Source organism: Arthrobacter sp. 05N33_2 (assembly GCF_056397425.1).
In genome coordinates this window covers 436,194-455,953 of the sequence record NZ_JBFTNJ010000001.1, presented here as the reverse complement: position 1 = coordinate 455,953, position 19,760 = coordinate 436,194, and the positions used below count along the sequence as shown (strand labels likewise).

The 19,760-nt window shown below is 65.2% G+C and carries 11 protein-coding genes and 1 pseudogene; 6 read left to right on the top strand and 6 right to left on the bottom strand.

The annotated features are described in order from the left end of the window. The 5 genes from AC1DHX_RS02100 to AC1DHX_RS02080 form a co-directional block, all read right to left on the bottom strand. Entirely contained in the window at nucleotides 1-1,449 is a 1,449-nt protein-coding gene (locus AC1DHX_RS02100) for a phytoene desaturase family protein (protein ID WP_476859640.1), read from the bottom strand. Next, nucleotides 1,446-2,924 carry a glycosyltransferase family 87 protein gene (locus AC1DHX_RS02095; RefSeq protein WP_476850699.1) on the bottom strand — a complete coding sequence of 493 codons (1,479 nt, stop codon included), beginning with the start codon at nucleotides 2,922-2,924 and terminating at the stop codon, nucleotides 1,446-1,448. The genes AC1DHX_RS02100 and AC1DHX_RS02095 overlap by 4 nt, the downstream gene beginning before the upstream one ends. 270 nt (nucleotides 2,925-3,194) lie before the next feature. Next, the gene (locus tag AC1DHX_RS02090; protein WP_263407439.1) at nucleotides 3,195-3,329 is read right to left on the bottom strand and encodes a hypothetical protein; all 135 of its coding nucleotides are present in this window, start codon (nucleotides 3,327-3,329) and stop codon (nucleotides 3,195-3,197) included. A 753-nt stretch (nucleotides 3,330-4,082) separates the two neighbouring features. Continuing rightward, the gene (locus AC1DHX_RS02085) at nucleotides 4,083-4,667 is read right to left on the bottom strand and encodes a histidine phosphatase family protein (protein ID WP_028277661.1); all 585 of its coding nucleotides are present in this window, start codon (nucleotides 4,665-4,667) and stop codon (nucleotides 4,083-4,085) included. After that, nucleotides 4,668-6,146, bottom strand: coding sequence for a CCA tRNA nucleotidyltransferase (locus tag AC1DHX_RS02080; RefSeq protein WP_223914879.1), 1,479 nt, complete (start codon nucleotides 6,144-6,146; stop codon nucleotides 4,668-4,670). Between the two features lie 171 nt (nucleotides 6,147-6,317). Between AC1DHX_RS02080 and AC1DHX_RS02075 the strand changes: the two genes are divergently transcribed. The 5 genes from AC1DHX_RS02075 to trxA all read left to right on the top strand — a co-directional run bounded on the left by AC1DHX_RS02075 (nucleotide 6,318) and on the right by trxA (nucleotide 12,329). Then, nucleotides 6,318-6,866 carry an NUDIX hydrolase gene (locus tag AC1DHX_RS02075; RefSeq protein ID WP_223914878.1) on the top strand — a complete coding sequence of 183 codons (549 nt, stop codon included), beginning with the start codon at nucleotides 6,318-6,320 and terminating at the stop codon, nucleotides 6,864-6,866. A 62-nt stretch (nucleotides 6,867-6,928) separates the two neighbouring features. Further along, a complete protein-coding gene (gene murJ, locus AC1DHX_RS02070; protein ID WP_476859687.1) occupies nucleotides 6,929-8,992 on the top strand; it encodes a murein biosynthesis integral membrane protein MurJ in 2,064 nt (687 codons plus the stop codon). Nucleotides 8,993-9,163: 171 nt separating this feature from the next. Further along, on the top strand, nucleotides 9,164-10,711 hold the full coding sequence (locus tag AC1DHX_RS02065) for an ABC transporter substrate-binding protein (protein WP_476859641.1): 1,548 nt from the start codon (nucleotides 9,164-9,166) through the stop codon (nucleotides 10,709-10,711). A gap of 297 nt (nucleotides 10,712-11,008) precedes the next feature. Continuing rightward, complete coding sequence (trxB, locus tag AC1DHX_RS02060) at nucleotides 11,009-11,965, top strand: thioredoxin-disulfide reductase (protein WP_028277980.1); 957 nt, start codon at nucleotides 11,009-11,011, stop codon at nucleotides 11,963-11,965. A 37-nt stretch (nucleotides 11,966-12,002) separates the two neighbouring features. After that, nucleotides 12,003-12,329 carry a thioredoxin gene (gene trxA, locus AC1DHX_RS02055; protein ID WP_223914875.1) on the top strand — a complete coding sequence of 109 codons (327 nt, stop codon included), beginning with the start codon at nucleotides 12,003-12,005 and terminating at the stop codon, nucleotides 12,327-12,329. Nucleotides 12,330-17,039: 4,710 nt separating this feature from the next. Here trxA and AC1DHX_RS02050 read toward each other — a convergent pair. Next, nucleotides 17,040-17,282 (bottom strand): hypothetical protein, encoded by a 243-nt coding sequence (locus tag AC1DHX_RS02050; RefSeq protein WP_230008313.1) that lies wholly within the window; start codon nucleotides 17,280-17,282, stop codon nucleotides 17,040-17,042. Nucleotides 17,283-18,667: 1,385 nt separating this feature from the next. Here AC1DHX_RS02050 and AC1DHX_RS02045 point away from each other — a divergent pair. Beyond that, nucleotides 18,668-19,542, top strand: a pseudogene (locus AC1DHX_RS02045) (IS110 family transposase); the annotation flags it as partial. Between the last annotated feature and the right edge of the window lie 218 nt (nucleotides 19,543-19,760).

Genomic DNA, 19,760 nt, shown 5'->3' with positions numbered 1-19,760 from the left:
CTAGGGGACCCGGTATCCGAGGTCCGGGACGCCGAGACCGAACATGTCCTTGAGGGCATGCCGGGCGGCGTGGAAGCCGGGCATCCCGGTGACGCCGGGACCGGGCGGGGTCGACGACGAGCACAAGTACACCCCTGGCAGCGGCGTCCGCCAGGGCACCGGGCTCAGCACCGGCCGCCGCAACATGCCCCAACGGTCCATGCGGCCTGCGCCGAAGTCCCCACCGACGAAGTTCTCGTCGTACGCCGCCAGCCCTGCGGCCGTGGTCACCTTGAACTGCACCACCACATCCCGGAACCCGGGCGCGAAGCGCTCCAGTTGCGCCATGACCGCATCGCTCATGTCCACGGTGGAACCGGCCGGAACGTGGCAATAGGTCCACAGGATGTGCCGGCCGGCCGGCGCGCGGCCGGCATCAAAACGCGAGGGCTGGGATACCAGCACGTAGGGCCGGTCCGGATGCCGTCCCGAGGCGACCAGGCGTTCCGCTTCGGCGGTTTCCGCCCGGGTGCCGCCCACGTGCACCGTCCCGGCATCGGCGAGGCCGTCCGCCGCCCACGGCACCGGTCCGGAGAGGATGAAATCGACCTTGCAGGAAGCGTTCCCGAAGCGGAAGGACGCCAGGGCGCTCCTATAGCGCGACGGGAGCCGGCCCTCCGCCAGGTGCAGCAGCGCGGGGGGTGCCACATCCAGCAGCGTGGCCCGGGCCGGCGGCAGCTCCGCGAGCGATGTGATCCGCCTGCCGGTCTCGACCACCCCGCCATGGGCCTCGATGTCAGCGGTCAGCGCCCGGGCAATCGCGGCCGATCCGCCGCGCGGAACCGGCCAGCCGCCGGCATGGCCCAGGGCGCCCAGCATCAGCCCGGCGCCGGCGGCGGTGATCGAGGGCAGCGGCGCCACGGCATGAGCGGCGACGCCGCTCAGCAGTGCGGGAGCCAGGTCCTGGCTGAACCTCGCATTCCACAGCGGCGAGCCTTGTTCGAGCGCCCGGAGGCCGAACGCGGCGGCGGCCAGGGGATCTGCCGGAATCCGCAGCAGCTGGTTCAGGGTGAGGTCCGCGACGCCCTCCATCCGCCGCACGAGGGGCTCCATGAGCTGGCGGTAGGCGGCGCCGTCCCTCCCGAGTTCCGCAACGGTGCGGTCCAGGGAACGGTAGGCCAGCGCCGCGCGGCCGCCGTCGAGCGGGGATCCGTACGAGAGCTCGGGCACCTCCAGGGGCACGCGCCTGGACAGCTCGAACCGGCGGAAAAAGGGTGAGGCCAGAACCATGGGGTGCACGGCCGAACAGACGTCGTGGAAGTGGCCCGGTTCCATCAGTTCGGCGGTGCGCAGTCCGCCGCCGGGTGTGGCGGCCGCCTCGAACACGTGGACTTTGAGTCCGGCCCGCGCCATGGTCACCGCCGCGGCCAGCCCGTTGGGGCCGGAACCGACGACGGCGACGTCAGTCATGCGCTGTGGCTTTCCGCCACGGCACGCTTCCGCCACGGCACCAGGGACGCCGCGGGCCGGCGCAGATCAATCCGCAGCCAGTCCGGTGCACCGTCGAAGGGGCCGCCATGCGGATCATCGATGCGGTGGCGGCGGATCACGTCGCTGGACGGATCCCAGATGTCCCAGGCGACACGGGCCATCAGGTACGCGGTGGCGAGCATGTGGGCAACCACGGCCAGGACGTAGTAGGGCATGTCGATGTTGTGCTGGGTCGAGCCGCCGCTGGTTGCCTGCCCGAGGTACATCCAGATGGCGCCCCAGTGCAGCGCTTCGATGGCTTGCCAGATGACGAAGTCACGCCAGCGGGGCCGGGCAAGGGCGATCAGGGGGATCAGCCACAACACGAACTGGGGGGAGTACACCTTGTTGGTCAGGATGAACGCGGCCACGATCAGGAACGCCAGCTGCGCGATCCTCGGCCGGCGGGGTGCCGTCAGTGCCAGGACCGCAATCAGGATGCAGGCCAGGAGAAACAGGTCCAGTGCCAGGGAGTTGATGGCCGCGGCCTCAAGCGGATTCCAGCCCAGCCGGGCGGCCACCAGGTTGTAGGCGAACCAGGGCGAGCTGTAGCCCGCCGGCCGCTCCTGCGTGAACTGGTAGAAGTACTTCCAGCCGTCCGGATTTGCCGCGGCTGCCGGGACGTTGACCGCCAGCCAGGCCGCGGTTGCGGCACCGGCCGTGATCAGCAGCGCCCGGATGCGCCCGCTCCGGAGCGCCAGCAGCAGGACGGCGCCGAGGATCAACAGCGGGTAGAGCTTGGTGGCCGTGCCCAGGCCGATGAAGATCCCGGCGAGGACGAGCTTGTTCCGCGCAAAGAAGTACATGCCAAGAGCCAGCATGCACACGGCCCACATGTCCCAGTTAATGACGCCCGCCAGGACAATGCCGGGGGCGAGGGCAACCATCGCCGCGTCCCAGGACCGCCGGCGGTTCGTCCGCGCCGTGGCCAGCACGGTGATGATCCAGACGGCGGCGATCAAGGTGGCGTTGACGTCGAAGTAGCCAAGGACGCGGGGATCGTCGGTGCCGGCGCCGGGCACCAGAAGTGCGGTGGCACCCGCAATCAAACCCATCAGCACGGGGTACTCGAAGAGGCTTCCCGGGGTAATGAAGGGGAAGGCGCCATCGCCGAGGCCGCGGTTGCGGAACAGCTCCGGAAAGTCCGAGTAGCACGTGGCGTAGAACTGCCCGGGTGTTTCCCAGCCGTTGGTGCGGCAGAAGTTCTTGAGCAGAATCCCGGCCAGGGCGGCGAGGACAGTGAGGATGACCAGAACACGATCCACCGTAAAGAATCCCGGCGAAACGATCCCGGGCGCCGAGCGGTGGCCCAAGGGACCGCCTACCAGTTCCGTGAAGTTTCGGAGAAAAGGGTCGCTGCGGCTCGGGATGACCAATCGGACCCGTTTGCGCTCCGGCGGCTTTGTCTCCTGCATGACCTTGAGCTTACCGGGGGACATTGACCCGTGCCGCGCCGCGGTCTTCGCTGGCACGTCGTATCGGAGCCGCCACAACGGCTGGCCACGAAGGGATGCTTAAAAGGGGGAGCCCGTGCGGCGACGCACGGGCTCCCTGGGATCGGTTCCAATGTCAGTCATCAGGTCCTCCTTCGCTGCGGACAGTCCTGCCGGCAACGGGCTCCGCCCCTGCACGGGACTAGTCCATGCGCCGGTGGCGGAAATGTCCGGCCGTCAGCAGATCGGGCGTCAGCGAATCAGGCCGGCCTGATGCATGGCGAGGAACGTGTCGTCCCGCCTTTGGTCCAGGAGTTGGCCGTTGAAGCGTGTCGACTCCCTGCGGCTCAGCTTTCGGAACAGGACCGTATAGAGCTTGTTCATCATGGTTCTTACCTCCCCTCGGGGACTCGATCGGCGCGCCCTGGTGGCGGGCAGGGCTGTGCGGTGGGCAGGAGCGGTGGTTGCGGTAGTCACAGGGACCTTTCGTTGGTGGGGATTGAGCCGCCTTGGTTCAATGGGGCGAACAGGAGGCAGCAGGAATGGGCGGATGAAACGGGCCGCCGTATTTTGGGCGCGACAAATAGAGCGCTGGATGCAGGGAATTCGAATAACCGGTTCCGGGCGTGGCAATTAGCCCGAAAATCCCCGGCCTTAATTAGGCCGGAATTCCGGATAGGAAATAGTTATTCGATGGAGAATGGCCCCTGGACGCGGTAGCGCCGAAACCCCAACAAGAAGCTGGGTTCCGAACTATGGGGAGGCTGCGCAACCGCGTGGTTCCGCCTGTTCAGGCTGCCGTCATTCGGCTTTCCGTCATGGAAGGCCAACTGCCGCGGGTCCCAGGCTGCATTGCCTGGGACGGGAAAGCGGTCAGGAAACAGTCAGTCCGACATTTGGGCGCGGGTCAGCGAACGAGGCCGGGTTGGCGGTGGTGGAGTACATCCATCCGCTAGTCAAAGTAATCATCATTTTCCCAACCTCCTTTTCTGTTCTGCCGTGGCTCCGGCTGACAGGCCGGGCGACGCGCGCCGTGACCCCGGCAAGTCGCCTTGGGGTCAGAAATAAAAATACACTACGAATGCGGCAGTTGCCTACCGAATTCATAAACTTTTTTTAACTTTGTTTTAAAAACCGGTTTTAGAGTCCCCAGCGCACGATTGCCGGTGTCTTCTTATCCCATCCCAGTGTGCAGACTTTGGCGGTCCCCAACACGAAATGCCGGCCCTCGCGGGGGTCCAATCCGAGCCACCGGGCGGTCAGGATGCGGGAGAAATGCCCGTGCGCTACGATCAGCACATTGTCCAGGCCCGATTCGAGCACCCGGGCCACGATCTTGTCCGCGCGGGCGGCGACGTCGTCGAGCGCTTCACCATTGGGCACGCCGTGCGTCCAGATCAGGTATTCGGGGTTGTCCTTGCGGATGAGGTCCGAGCTGATGCCCTCGTAGTCGCCGTAGTCCCACTCCACCGCCAGCGGCTCCAACTGGGCGTCGGGGTAGCCGGCGAGTTCGGCGGTCCGGCGGGCGCGGCGCAGGGGTGAGGTCAGTACGAGGTCGAAGTCGACTGTCTCGAGCACCCTGCGCGCCTCCACGGCCTGCTGCTCGCCTTCCACCGTGAGGGGCATGTCCGTGAGACCGGTGTATTGCCCGCTCTTGGACCACTCTGTTTCACCGTGCCGCAGGATCCACAGTTGGGGGCGGGGGCCGTTGGATGGTGCAATCACTTAGGACTCCTCAGTGGTGGAGAGTTCGGCGCCGGCGGGCGCCGCCTCGGGCTGTGCCGCCCACCAGTCCCGCAGGCGGGATTCGGCGACGGCGGGATCGAGCGGGCCGTGCTCCATGCGTTCTTCCAGCAGGAATTTGTAGGCGCGGCCCACCACGGGACCGGGCTTGAGACCAAGCAGCGCCATAATCCGGCCGCCGTCCAGGTCCGGGCGGACGGCGTCGAGGGACTCCTGCTCCCGCAGCGCCGCAATCCTGTCCTCGAGGTCGTCGTAGGCGAAGGACAGCCGGTCCGCCTTGCGCTGGTTCCGGGTGGTGACGTCGGAGCGGGTGAGCCGGTGCAGGCGCTCCAGGAGGGGACCGGCGTCGGTGATGTAGCGGCGGACCGCGGAATCGCTCCAGCCGGCCTCACCGTAGCCGTAAAAGCGCATGTGCAGCTCCACAAGCCTGGCCACGGCCTTGATGGTGTCGTTGTCGAAGCGCAGCGCCTTCATGCGCTTGGCGGTCAGCTTGGCGCCCACCATGTCGTGGTGGCGGAAGCTCACTGCGCCGCCCGGTTCAAAGCGGCGCGTGGCCGGCTTGCCGACGTCGTGCATGAGGGCGGCGAACCGCAACACGAAGTCCGGGCCGGGAACCGGGCCGTCCGCCTTCGACTCCAGCGCTGCTGCCTGTTCCAGGACCTGCAGCGAGTGCTGGTAGACGTCCTTGTGGCGGTGGTGTTCATCGGATTCCAGGCGCAGGGCCGAGACTTCCGGCAGCACCAGGTCCGCGAGTCCGGTATCGACCAGCAGGTCCACGCCGGCCCGCGGCTGCGCGGCGCAGATGAGCTTGATCAGTTCATCGCGCACGCGTTCGGCCGAGATGATGCTGATCCGTTCAGCCATCCGGACCATGGCCTCGCGGACGTCTGCGTGCAGCGACACCCCCAGTTGGGCCGCGAACCTCGCGGCGCGCATCATGCGCAGGGGGTCGTCGGAGAAGGACGTTTCCGGCGGCCCGGGCGTATTGAGGATCGAGGCGTGCAGGTCGCGGACGCCGCCGAAAGGATCGACGAGCTCCAGCATGGGCAGCCGCAGGGCCATGGCATTGATGGTGAAGTCCCGCCGCAACAGGTCATCCGTCAGGGATGTTCCGAAGGCCACTATCGGCTTGCGGGACTCCGGATCGTAGGCGTCGGCCCGGTAGGTGGTGATTTCGATCTGGAAGTCGTCCTTGCGCATCCCGATGGTGCCGAAGGCGCGCCCGATCTCCCAGTAGTTGTCCGCCCATTTCTTGATCAGGGCAACCGTCTGGTCCGGAGTGGCGTCAGTGGTGAAGTCCAGGTCGGGCGAGACCCGGCCAAGAAAAAGGTCACGGACCGGCCCGCCCACGAGGGACAGCTCGTGGCCGGCGTCCACGAAGCGCTGCCCGAGCTCCAGAACCACCGGATCCACCTGGAAAGAAACGGTGTGGGAGTCAGTCTTGTGATGTGCGTGCGCCATAGTTACTTAAGCTTGTCAGAAAACCGCGCCAGCACCACACCGGAACCCGCAAGGATCCGGCGGGTTCGTCACGATTGCGCACGAACCGGCGCGGGCCGACTTTCCCGGCCGTCTACTTTCCGGCCATGTTTAGGTCATCAACAGCGGGCAAGAGTCGTTAGAGTGGACCTCATGGCCCATCCCGTACCGAGCGCTCCCGGCAGGAGGACAAACGCACCGTTGCCGTCGGCAATAGGTGCCAACGTCGCGCCTGTCCAGCACACGGGCCAGGCCTCCCTGCCCACCGTGGAGGAAATCTCCGCCGGCGGCGTCGTGGTGGACATGTCCGACGCCGACCTGCGGGTAGCGATCATCGCGCGCCTTAACCGCGGCGGACGTCTCGAGTGGTGCCTGCCGAAGGGCCACCCGGAAGGCAAGGAAAGCAACGAGGAAGCCGCGGTCCGCGAGATCGCCGAGGAAACCGGGATCGAAGGCAGGATCCTGGCACCGCTGGGGAGCATCGACTACTGGTTCACCGTGAGCGGGCACCGCGTCCACAAGACCGTGCACCACTACCTGTTGCGGGCCACCGGCGGGGAACTCACCATCGAAAACGATCCGGACAAGGAAGCCGTGGACGTCGCATGGGTTCCGATCCAGGAGCTGGCGCGCAAGCTGTCCTTCCCCAACGAACGCCGCATCGCGGATCTGGCCAAAGAAGTCCTGCCGGAAGACCGCTGAAGGCCGCCGGTGCGGCCGGTCACGTCCACGGATAGCGACTAATGCCCCGCGCGGGTGAGACGATGAAGACGATGTCATCAGCCAAACCCGCCCCCGTACCCTCCGGCCCCGCCGATTCCAAAGCTGCCCAATCCGGAGAAGCCCGTTCCAGCGCCGTCATGGCCGCCGGAACCCTCGTTTCGCGTTTCCTGGGCTTCGCCAAGACCTGGATGCTGGCCGCCGCCCTGGGCCTGGGCTCGACGGTCAACGACACTTTCATCAACGCCAACAACCTTCCCAACCTGATCTTCCTGCTGGTGGCCGGCGGGGTGTTCAATGCTGTTCTGGTGCCGCAGATCATCAAAGCCAGCAAGGCGCCGGACAAGGGAGCGGACTACATCAGCCGGCTGCTGACGCTGGCGGTGCTGGTGCTGCTCGTTCTCACGCTGCTGGTCACGCTCCTGGCGCCGTCAGTCATTCAACTGACCACCCAGGGCTACTCGCCGCAGCAGAAGGCCCTCGCGGTGTCGTTCGCGTTCTGGTGCCTTCCGCAGATCTTCTTCTACGGCCTGTACGCCCTGCTGACCCAGGTCCTCAACGCCCACGGGGCCTTTGGACCCGCGATGTGGGCGCCAATCATCAACAACGTCGTGGCGATCGCCGGGCTGGGCATGTTCATCGGCATCATGGGGGCCAACGCCACCAACCCGCACACGATCGACAACTGGGGCCCGTTCCAGACCATCCTCGTCGCCGGGTTCTCCACAATCGGCGTCGTCACCCAGACCGCCGTGCTGCTCATCCCCGTGTTCAGGCTCCGGCTGGGGCTGCGGCCGCGCTTCGGCTGGCGCGGGGTCGGTCTGGGCCATGCCGCGAAGCTGAGCGTCTGGACCCTGGCGACCGCCGCCGTCGGGCAGTTCGCCTTCCTTTACGTCATGCGCATCGCGACGATCCCGGGCGCGGAACGGCTCCGCCTCCAGCAGGCCGGGGATCCCGCGGCAGCCTTCATTCCAGGCAACGCGGTGCTGGAGGTGGCCAGCCAGCTGTACCTGCTGCCGCACTCCATCATTGCCCTGTCCCTGGCCACCGTGCTGTTCAACCGGATGACCCGGGCGTCCCAGGACGGTGACCGGGCCGCCCTGCGAAACGCGCTCTCCCACGGGCTGCGGACCATGGCCGTGGCAACCGTCTTCGGCGCGCTGGCGCTCTTCGCGCTGGCCGGACCGCTGGGCATGTTCTTCTCCGGCAACAATCGCCTGGACGGCGTCATGCTGGCCCAAACCCTCACGATCCTGGCCCTCAGCACCCCGTTCATGAGCGCCAACTTCATGATGTCGCGGGTGTTCTACGCCAATGAGGACGCACGGACGCCGTTCTTCATCCAGCTGGTCCTGGCGCTGGTCAACCTGTCGGCCGCGTTCGCGATCCAGTTCCTGCCGTTCGATCAGATCATCTTCGCCATCGCGATCCTCTACACGGCCGGCAACATCCTTTCCGTGATCGTCAGCGCGACCTTCCTGCGCCGGCTCCTGGGACACCTCGACGGGCCCCGCATCGCCAGCTCCTACATCCGCATGGGGTATGCGGCCCTGGGTTCCGCCCTCGCCGGAGCTGTGGCGTTGTGGCTGCTGGGCAGCTACAACCCGGACGGCTACGCCTGGAGCGACCGGACCGCCGCCCTGGTGACAATCGTCGTCGTCGGTCCCGTCATGCTGGCCGCCTATTTCCTGCTGCTGAAGCTCTTCCGGGTCACCGAGCTGCAGGACCTCCTGCAGCCGCTGCTTGGGCGGCTCCGGCGCAGCACCGCCGCAGGGCCCGGCACGGGGCCGCAGGCAGACGGCGCGGCGGAGGTCCGGAGGGCACCGGAGCGGGCCACCGTCTCGGTGGATACGGGCCTGATTCCGCGAATTTCCGGCGAGTTCGACGCCGAGTCGTTCCGTGCCGGTCCCGACATCAGGGAAGAGGACTCGTTCCCTTACGGCCGTCCCGCGGGCCCGGAGGGCGGTTACCTGCCGGCAGAAGACCTCCCCAGCACCGCGCAGGGCGGCTTGGGCAAGGGCGATGTTCCCCTGCCGGGCCGCCGCACCTACCAGGGGCCGGCCGGCCACAACCCCTACTTCCCGTTTGGCGGGAAAAAGAAAAAATGATCCCGGCTCCGTTTCGAACTGCCGTACTCACGCGGCCTGGACAGAGCATCGGCTAGGATCGAAGACTAACAAGGGAAGTTGCGGACCAGCGGTCAACCGGCTTACCGGAGGGCACACGGTCGCTCTCGGAGTGACCACGTCGGCAGGTCCCGGACAGTCTAGGAGGAGCCCGTGTCCCACCCGATCGATGTCGGATCAGTACTCGGTGGCCGCTACAAGGTCACTGCCACCGTACTGACCTCACATGACCAGGATCTGGTGCTGGACGGTGTGGACCAGGTGCTCAACCGCCCCGTGAGCATCCTCGTCGCAGGCCCGGGCAACGCCGACCAGGTGGCCCAGAGCGCCCGTGAAGTGGCCACGGGCGAACGCCCCGGAAACGTGCAGATCCTCGATCTTGGCGTCAGCGACGCCACCACGTACCTGATCACCAACCACACCTCGGCGGCGGATCTGCTGGATCTTGTGGTCTCTTCCAACCCGCCGTACGTCGAACCCTTCTTCACGGACACGCTGGGCAGCGAGATCTTTGGGCAGGCCCGCTCCCACGAACCCGAAACCTACGACGGGCTTTACGACGACGAGGAAGTCGACGCCGGGTACATCAACTATGGCCAGGCCCAGGGCACAAACGCACAGCCGCCGGCTTCTCCGGCGGCGCCCCCTGCGGGAGTACCGTCGCGGCCCGCTTCCGCTCCTGCTGCCGCGGCAGCAGCCGCGGCGGCCGCCAGGGCACCCAAGGCCCCCACAACCGCACCGCAGGAGACGGCGGCGCATTCAACGGCGCCGCAGCCCGTCCAGAACGGCGGCGCGCCCCGCCAGGCCGAAGCGGCAGCGCAGCAGCCGGCAACCGCCGCGGCACCAAAAGTTTCCTTGTGGTCCGACGACGACTACACCGGTGACGATCACCGCGGCGGAGAGCACCACGGCGGCGCAGCCGCGGCTGCCGGAGTGGCTGCTGCCGGCTTCGACTCGGCGGATCGGGCTCCGGGCAACTTCCCCGCCTCCGCCCGTGCCGCCGTCGACCAGGATGAGGACGAGTACGAGTACGAAGACGAGGACGAGCCCAACCGGGAGCCGCGTTCCATGCGCTGGCTGGTGGGCGGGCTCCTGGCTGCCGTGCTGGTGGTCGGCCTGATCTTCGCGGTCACCAACCTTGGCAGCCTCTTCAAGAGCAGCCCGCAGACCAACGCCGCAACCTCCGCCTCCTCCAGCGCACCGGAACCGTCCACCGCGCAGCCGTCGTCGACCGCCACCGAGGCGCCGGCGGCCGGACCGCCCGTCATCGAAGACGTGACGCGACTCGGCAACTTCGATTTCGCCGGAAATTACGACTCCGACCTCGTCAAGACTTTTGACGGCAACGGCGCGAGCTTCTGGTCAGACATGGAATTCGCGACGGACGACTGGGGCGGACTCGCCTCCGAAGTTCCGCTCGTGGTCAAGCTGAAGGACCCTTCCAAGGTCTCTTCCGTCACTCTGAGCCAGTTGGGGGCCTCCGGTGGCAACATCAGCGTCTTCACCAATGACAAGCCGACCCTGGACGGTGCAAAGCAGATTGGCAGCAACAGCTTTACGTCACCGGACCTGACCATGCCGCTGTCTGAACCCGTCACGGCGCAGTACGTGATCGTGTCCATCAAGAAGCTTCCGAAGCTGGCCGCACCCAAGACCCGCTATGGGTACGGCCTGCGCCTGGCCGAAATCAAAGTCCAGTAGCGGCCCTGCGCGGCTGCCGCTGCGCCCCAAGGCGGCGGCTGCGCTGTAAGGCTGCGGCTGCGCTCTAAGGCTGCCGCTGCGCCCTCAGGCGGCTGTCGTGCAGCGGAGGCCGTGCCCGCCGGATGGCCGGTAATCCTGGGCCGTCTCCGGCCCCGGCCCCGGCAAACCGGTACCCTGAGTAGTGGTGTTGCTCCGTGACGCCCATTTCGGCCGGAATATTCAATGCCCGGCAATAGTTGTGCCATGTGGCCGGCCATCGAGGCGGGCGCATCGACAAAGGAAGAGGTTCACCGCTCAGTGAGCAACGCAGAAAACACTGCCTCCGAAGTACGTGATGTCATCATCGTCGGCTCCGGCCCGGCGGGCTACACCGCAGCGGTGTACACGGCGCGCGCGAACCTGAAGCCGCTGCTCCTGGCAGGCTCGGTTACGGCCGGCGGCGAACTGATGAACACTACGGACGTGGAGAACTACCCAGGATTCCCCGACGGCATCATGGGCCCGGACCTGATGGAGAACTTCGAGAAGCAGGCTGCCCGTTTCGGCACGGAGATCCAGTTTGAGGACGTCACCGATTTGGACCTCGACGGCGACGTCAAGACCGTCACCATCGGCACGGGGGAGACCTTCAAGGCCCGTTCCATCATTCTTTCCACCGGTTCGGCCTACCGCGAGCTCGGCTTGCCGAACGAGAAGAGGCTTTCGGGCCACGGTGTGAGCTGGTGTGCAACCTGCGACGGTTTCTTCTTCAAGGATCAAGACATTGCCGTCATTGGCGGCGGCGACTCCGCCATGGAAGAGGCCCTGTTCCTCACCAAGTTCGCCAAGTCCGTCACGGTGGTCCACCGCCGCGATGCCCTCCGCGCTTCAAAGATCATGGCTGACCGCGCCTTGGCCCACGAGAAGATCAACTTTGTGTGGAACACCGGTGTGGAAGACGTGTTGGGACAGGACAAAGTCACCGCATTGCGGTTGAAGAACCTCGTGGACGGCACGGAATCCGAACTGGCCGTAACCGGAGTATTCGTGGCAATCGGCAACGATCCCCGCACCGATCTGGTCAAGGGCAAACTCGAGCTGACCGCAGAGGGAACCATCGCCGTGGACGGCCGCACCTCGAAGACCAGCGTCCAGGGCGTCTTCGCTGCCGGCGACGTCATTGATCCGACCTACCGCCAGGCCATCACGGCCTCCGGTTCCGGGTGCGTGGCCGCCCTCGACGTCGAGCACTACCTCGCAGATTTCCACGCCTAACCGGCGCGCAGCAACCAACGGAAGAGAGACAAAGGTTATGAGCAACGCAAAAGACGTAACGGACGCCAGCTTCAGCACTGATGTACTGGCCTCCGAGAAGCCCGTCATTGTCGATTTCTGGGCCGAATGGTGCGGCCCCTGCCGCAAGCTCGGTCCGATTCTTGACGAGATTTCGGTCGAGTACGGCGAGAAGGTTGATGTGGTCAAGGTGAACGTTGACGACAACCCGGCCATCGCTGCCGAGTACGGCATCACCTCCATCCCTGCCGTGTACCTGTTCCAGGGCGGCGAGGTCAAGGGCACCGTGATCGGCGCCCGGCCCAAGCAGTTCTTCGAGAAGGAATTTGCGGACGTCTTGTCCTAGGCTGACCGAAAGTGGCCCCCGCTTCTGGCGGGGGCCACTTTTTTGTTGTGCTCCACGGCCCACGATCGGGGAGTAGCACTAGGCGGACAGCCCCTAAATCTGCCATAACCGGTATTGCAACCTTGGGTGGTTGTCTATGGGATTGGTTTTTTGTTCTGCTGACTGAGAATTCCCTTGGCCGCCGCCGGCTTGTGAAATGGGCCATCCCTTGGCCGGCGAACTGCTATTCGTGCTGACAGTCACGGAAGGTGTTTGGCCGTTGCTTAGGGGACGCCACCCTCTTGTTTCACGTGAAACATGATGATCGCTGCACCCCCACATATCAGTTCGGTGCGCGGCGTGAACCTACGCGTAGACACAGCGGTTTCCTACTAGAACATCACGGTCGATTTGCGTTGCCTGCGTGTAGGCCGAGGGCTGGTTGCCCAAATTTCGACGAAGCACAATGCGCCATGTCGCGTAATGGACGTGTTTCACGTGAAACATCCAACTTCCTGAGGGTCATGAAGTTTGGGACGGCTTTCGGATGAGTCCGGACTCGAAATGCACTCCGTACACCCGTGGCCCGCCGCGGGGGAGTCGACGGTGGAGGTCCCACATATACCAGGGTCGTGGTTTTCTGACGGGAAGGCTTCCGCCGATACTGCCGTTAGGGCGGTGCCGCACTCCGCTGCCGCCCCGAGTTCGGGCAGGGGCAGCGCCCTCCTGCCAGCGCAACACGCCATGACTGCTCCTGCACGTCCGCCACGGGTCCGGGGAGGGTTGGGGGCCACCCGGGTCCGCGGCGAAATAGTAGACCAGTCGACGGGTGGCCAGGACTGCGATCGACTGTCTCTAACACACACATTCGCCCCGTTTCCCAAGAACGGCGATCAATGCCGGCCAGTCACTACCGGCCGTAGCCACCGGCCGCCCGGTTCGGACCCTGTTTCACGTGAAACAGGCGTGTACGTCGCAGCTGCCGAATTGCCCGGCCCACCTCCAGGCTCCCCATGTTTCACGTGAAACGGGTGTGCACGTCGCGAGAGTGCCGACTCCTCCCGCCCACCTCCGCCGCGCCGATGTTTCACGTGAAACACCCCTAGTCGCAGTCCATAAATCGCAACTTGGTGCGAAGTGATAGTGGACTCTTCGATAAGCCACTGCGGTTACCGACTCAGCGTGCCCATTTCCGCAGGAACAGAGGTCGGTGGGACGCAAAGATGCGCTTGATGGTCTGCGCCTCCCTGCTGGAAAGGCCCGGCCCAACCTTGGCTGAGCGGCCCCAGGGACGTTGGCCTGCGCCCGTGAAGGCCATCGTTCCTCGCCCTAGCGCTCGCACCAGCACCGCCGGCTCCGACCCAAATTCCGCACAACAGACCGGATTTCGCACGGTTCACCGGATCCGATCCCGTCCCAACATCTCCAGACCGCCTGGTTTCACGTGAAACATGTCGGCGGACCAGAAACAGTCTGCGGCGAAGCAGACCCGAGATTCCCGTCCGTAGCCACCGACGGGGGAACGCCCGCCAGCCTTCAGGCCTCTGTGACCCGCCGTGTGTGGGGACAGGCGAACGTGGGTGCCTTTGAAGCGGCGTGCAGTGCGCCCCGGAACCGGCGAGGGGACTTGCCTGTGCTCAGCCGCCGGAGCTTGGGGCAGAGTGTTCATGGGCGTTCTCGGCCGCCCGCTTACGACCATGGGCCTATGTTGTCTGATTTGAAAGCGAACCGATGATCAATTTCGGATCGCTGCGGCAGTCAGTCATCGAATGAACACGCCCGCCGCCGTTACGGCCGCCGCAGTTCCCGCACCCTGCGCGGCGTGGGACGCACGGAACCGGTCCTGCATTCCATAGGGCACCCGACCAAACACAGGGCCCGGCTCTGAGGCGATTCTGACGGTCAGGTCCGACACTTTGTCCAATTCATGGCTAGTCCCGACAATTGGACCGTCGCAGCCTCGGGTCCGCGTCCTACGCCCCTGTACGAGACGCTGCTCCGCTTCACCAGGGTTCCTGTCCAGGGTCACTCCGGCGGCGGTCAAGGTCAATCGTGCAGTGCCTGTTCAGAGTTCGTGGGCTGATCGGTTCATCAATCACCATCACCGTTCAGCCCGCGACATGATCTTGTCCCCGCTGATCAATGCCCACTGTCTCCGCCCAGGCCCGGTTCGGTCTCAGGCTCCACTCAAGCTGCATTGGGCTTGCCCAAACTCCTGTGCCGTTAGCGGCTGGTCGCCCCATTTTGCTCTAGAGGGGACCGGATTGGGCCGGCTCTTGTGTCCCCGGGTAGGGTCCATTCGGCATTCGCGGGACAAGAAGATCGCACGCCTGCTCTCATGAAGTCTTGTTCTCATGAAGGTTGGTGTCTGTGCCCTGACAGCCGCGGCGCAGCAGGTTCGATTCCATGGCGGCAAGACCAAGGACACGCAGGTCCAGCCGCGAACCTGCCCCCGCCCCGGCAGGCGCCGCAACCGCCGCTGCCCGCTATGGATGTCCTTCGAGCCCTCGGCGTCTGTCCGCAATTCCCCACTCTCGTAGTGACCGGTGCAGGCCTTCCGACCGTCAATCCACGAGCCATCACGACCGCCGCCCTGGGTACCAGGCGGAGGTCGGCGGTGGCCGAAACCCAAGCATTTCCCGTCTGTCCAGCGGCTATACGATCCGGAGCTCACTCGATATCCACCAGTTTCTCCACAGAAGTTATTCACACCGTTATCCACAGGTGCTGAGAGATTATTCACATGCCCTTCCTGGTGAGCGGCCGAGCGCCGTCGCCCCTCCGGCACTGGTCCTCTGACCAGCCACCCGCCGTGCCGGGGATATGTCCTGGACCCCAATGAGGAACTCCGGCCCGCAATCAGGTCTTCGAGCGTATATCCCTGAAAAATTAACCGTAGAACGGCGATTTAGTACATCTTCGCGAATGTTTCGACCATCGTCGCTGCACCATAGTCATGTTTCACGTGAAACGGACAGTGGGCCTTTCAAAGGAGGTTCGGGGCAGTTGTCACGGCAGCAGCTCGTACAAGGATCTGGCGTCCCGAGCGGGCTGCCGTCAGTCACTAATCCACAAAGTTATCCACAGCAATATCCACCGCCCTATCCACCGCGCCATCGACCGGCCGCTGGCTAAAACTCGGGCCGGGAGCGGCCCCGCGAACCTCGCCTGGATGCAGCTTTGACCTGCGGTGAAGTACCCTCCGGACGTGTCATCCCACGGCGGCCGGGAGCTGCAAATCCAGGTGGGTCGAACCAAAACCCGTCGAACGCCAGGACCGCCGACGTGTCATTGCATCGCCCGCCGCGCCGGCCGAAGCCAGCTTGTTCCACAGCGCAAGGCGGACTTCAAGAAGACCAGGGGAGCGGAGTCACTGTCCCAAGGAACTCTCCCGTCCCACGTCCAGGCGATCGTTTTGCCGGGCCAAGATGCGACGACGGCACCCGCTGAATCGATGGGCTTTGCCGGGCAGCTCACTTGCTCTGAGCTCGGAGACCTTGGCGGCCCTCACGCCCTCGCTGGGTCTGTCCGGTCGATCATCTTTCCACTCCGGTCCTCGCGGACCCGCCGGGTCCGTTGGCCGATGCCAACACGAAGAGGCTCGTCGACCGTGTGTTTGTCATGCGTTGTTTGCATTGAGACGGCCCTGGACGTGTCCCGACTAAAGCATTTCCTGTCGACCCGGGGATTCGGATGAGGGAGGCACCGGACTGCAAAAGCGGTCGGGTCGGTCGAGCCCGCACAGTTGACACGCGCATGCACGAGTCCCGAACCCAATCAGATTGGTCCGGATGCAGACCTTCCTTCTTTGCGGTTTGAATCCCTCCGGTTGCCGCACCAACTTACGGGTCCGGTGCGATCAGCGGATTGGATCCTGCAGGCAACTGCGCCCTGGTGCCCGGGGCGACGAACCTGGCCGCCCGAAACACACTGGTCCGGGGGAGCGGACCCGGCGCGGGTAGCCGTGTAGTTGGAACATGCAGCAGCTCGGCTGCTTCCCTATGATGGCGGCTGGATGCCCACACAAGAGCCATCCCGACAGTTCCAGCCAGGCCGTATCCACAGGAAGGCGTGGTCGGCGTCTGGGATCAGTCGGCACGGCCCTGACCCTACTTCACATGGCCTCCGCTTCCCTTCTCGCGGGTGCGGCGCGCGGCCTGAGCTCCTGCCGGAAGACTCCTTCCAACCACTCTGCAGCAGGATCAGCCGGTGTGCAGCAGTACTGGATCTGCACTGCACTCTCATCAAGCGGGTACTGGCAAGCCGGCAGGTGCGTCAGCAGCGGCACAGTGTGGGGGGCCCGCGAGGCGTCCGGTGTGCTGTTCCGGATGAGGGGAGCCGTGTCCGGAGTGCCGGGAAAGACCCCCCAGGGCCATCTCGGCTATTGGATAAGGCGTCGGGCTCACCGGAGGAAGCTGAAAAATGCGGCAGGAACAGCACGCCCGCCGGGGCCCCCAGGAGATCAGGCATGCCGGCATGGCGCATGGTTACAGCTGAATGCGGCGACGGGACTGCGGCAGAACGTTGGCGGTCATGGCACCCGGCTACCTGGGTGGGGAGGATGCGTGTCAGGGCCCCGGTTCCCTTTGCCCGGGTCCCGGCATACTGACAGGCACAATCATGTACCGAATGCGGAATCGGGGACGTCGGAGCAAGCCGGCGAAAGGGGTGAGCGGCAAGTTAGCGGGGGAGTCGAAGGACGCAGACATCCGCAAAGCGAGGCAGTTCCGGTCAGCTTTCGCGATCAGACTCCCACAAGAGGTCTTCAACAATGCGATCGAGACTACATGCTTCCTGTGGCGCCGACGCCAGATCACCGTCCGCATCACGGCCCGCGTCCGTTCCCGCGCCAAGGTCGGCGTCCAGGTCTGCGCCGTCGACTTTGTCCCGATCTTCGTCCACGCCCACATCGAGCCCTCTGTTGAGGTTCGCTTTTCGAGGCGCGTGTCCGGCGCCAATTTCTACCGTAACCACCGGAACGTTCCTACAAAGCCATGGCCCGAACCCGACGAAGCAGCAAGCAGACCAACCTGCCGGCCCGCGCGCGAATTCACGGTTCAACCCACTTCAATTTTCGTTCACGGAAGCTGCCCCCACGACCCGTGATCGTAAGCAGCGAGAGAGTGCCGCCAGCCTCTACCAGGACCGGACAGTGCCGTATTAGAGCATCCCAAGGCGTGCAAGGCTTCAGATGCCCTGCAGCCTGCTTAGCCTTCGTTCAGCCAACCACGCGGCCATTCAACGCAGCAGCGGCGCCATATGACGCTTTCAGAGGCGTCCAGGAGCAGATGATCCCGCAGAGACTGGGAACGGTACAACAGTCGCTCCGAGGTTCGTCTGTGGCTGCGGCGAGCTTGCTCCGCCGCCCAGCAGCAGCCGCGCCGACGTGAGCCGTTTCTCCTGCTTCGCACCGGGATGGACGAATGTGGTCGCATGGCGCACCCGCGGCCGGCCTGGCCGACAGGCAAAGGTGGGCCACAGCTGTGGGTCGATTCCTTGCAAGGGGAAGCCGAACCATCATGACGCAGACGGTGGACCCTTGGTCAAACGACTGGTCGGCACCCCAGTCCACCGGCATTGCGCTGACCACCTACGGTGCAATGGCCGAGCCGGATCGCCAATCCGCAGGCGGACTCGCATGGGCAGGGATGTGGTCCGGCTGCCGGATTGACGACTGCGCAGCGGTCTCCAACCGCTGGCCGGATTCATCTGCCCTTATGTCTCCTCACATAGGTGCCCAGCCTGCCTGGCGTTCGATGGGGCAAGGCGCAGATTCGCGGCCCCGTTTCACGTGAAACATTGACGGACCACTCCAGCCCAGATGGTCAGTGAGCTCTGGAAGGCGGCGAAGATGGCTGTTGCTGACTAGCGCGATCGCAGCGGCACCCGCAGAGAGGGGGCCCTTCCGCAACAACGAGAACTGTGCAGCTGCCATTTATGAACGGTGTGGCCGTTCCATGCGATCAGAAGCTCCACCCACGGAACGCAACAGAGTGGACGGTACGGCCACCGGAAACGCATCGGACTCCACGCTCAGGAAGCTCCGCCCCAGTCAGGGACACCCGCCTGCCCAGCACCAGCCCGTCGTTCCGCACGTGTCCCTCGGTCTCGCCCAAGCAGGGCCGGCGATGCTGACGATTTCCACAGAAAGACCACGGCACTGCGTCGGCCCCCCACCCACGGCCGCAACCCGCGAGAGCCCGGGCCAGGACGGAAGCGAGAGAGCCGCCGGAACTAGTCGGCGCCACCGGTGCCGCCCCCAGTCGTCAATGATCCGGGGGGGTGTTGTCACCGGGGTCCGGTAGGTGCCGGAGAGACCGCTAATAGAGGCAGGACAGTTTGGGATCGTCGTGCGTAGCGTGGATGCGGGCTCTGACACCGCGGACAGTCCAGCACAGGTATCAGCTGCTGTGACGGCGAGGTACAGGTGATCGGAAACCACGAAAGCATTGATGTCTTCATCGGCCTGGACGTCGGCAAGGGCGAGCACCACGCCGTTGCAGTGGACCGGACGGGGATGAAGCTCTTCGACAAGGCTTTGCCCAACGACGAGGCCCGGCTGCGCGAAATACTGACTTCTCTGGGCAAACACGGCCGCATTCTGCTGGTCGTTGACCAGCCCGCGACGATCGGTGCACTCCCCGTCGCGGTTGCCCAGGCCGCCCGTGTCACCGTCGGATACCTGCCCGGGCTGGCGATGCGCCGGATCGCGGACCTGCACCCGGGCGAAGCGAAAACCGACGCCCGGGACGCGTTCATCATCGCCGAAGCGGCCCGGACCATGCCCCACACACTGCGCTCCATCCAGATCGCCGATGAACAGCTCGCCGAACTGACCATGCTCTGCGGCTTCGACGACGACTTGGCAAAACAGGCCACGCAACATCGAACAGGATCCGAGGCCTGCAGACCCAGATCCACCCCTGCCCTGGAGCGTGTCCTTGGCCAGCGCCTGGACCACCCGGCAGTGTTGGACCTGCTGCGGGCCTGGCCAACCCCAGAAGCCTTGCGCCATGCAGGTCGGCGCAGGATCGGAAACCGGCTAAAAAGGCGTGCACCCCGGATGGGCGAACGCCTTGCCGGCGAAATCATCGACGCACTCGGCCAGCAAACAGTCACTGTCGTGGGGACGAACGCGGCCACGATCGTGCTGCCCCAACTGGCCCGGATGCTCGCCGACATCCGCGAGTCCCGGGACACCGTCTTCACCCGGGTCGAGGCCCTCGCCCTCGCCCTCGCCCGCCGCCGTTGCGACACCCTCTACGCCATGTTGCGCGACCGCACTCTATACGAACCACGGCTAAACCCCAGCGGCTTGACGAAAACCATAGAGGCACCCCCCGCAACTCTCCGGCAGTGGGCGAACACGGCAGCGCCGAACTCGGCACCACCGAATTCGCCGGCACCGGCAGCATCGGTAGAGACAAAGAAGGGAGGGTCTGTTTCACGTGA

Bases quoted from the DNA above. Each gene is read 5' to 3' on its own strand.
- AC1DHX_RS02100 (WP_476859640.1), bottom strand. From the start codon at position 1,449: ATGACTGACGTCGCCGTCGTCGGTTCCGGCCCCAACGGGCTGGCCGCG.
- AC1DHX_RS02095 (WP_476850699.1), bottom strand. From the start codon at position 2,924: ATGCAGGAGACAAAGCCGCCGGAGCGCAAACGGGTCCGATTGGTCATC.
- AC1DHX_RS02090 (WP_263407439.1), bottom strand. From the start codon at position 3,329: ATGATGAACAAGCTCTATACGGTCCTGTTCCGAAAGCTGAGCCGCAGG.
- AC1DHX_RS02080 (WP_223914879.1), bottom strand. From the start codon at position 6,146: ATGGCGCACGCACATCACAAGACTGACTCCCACACCGTTTCTTTCCAG.
- AC1DHX_RS02075 (WP_223914878.1), top strand. From the start codon at position 6,318: ATGGCCCATCCCGTACCGAGCGCTCCCGGCAGGAGGACAAACGCACCG.
- murJ (WP_476859687.1), top strand. From the start codon at position 6,929: ATGAAGACGATGTCATCAGCCAAACCCGCCCCCGTACCCTCCGGCCCC.
- trxA (WP_223914875.1), top strand. From the start codon at position 12,003: ATGAGCAACGCAAAAGACGTAACGGACGCCAGCTTCAGCACTGATGTA.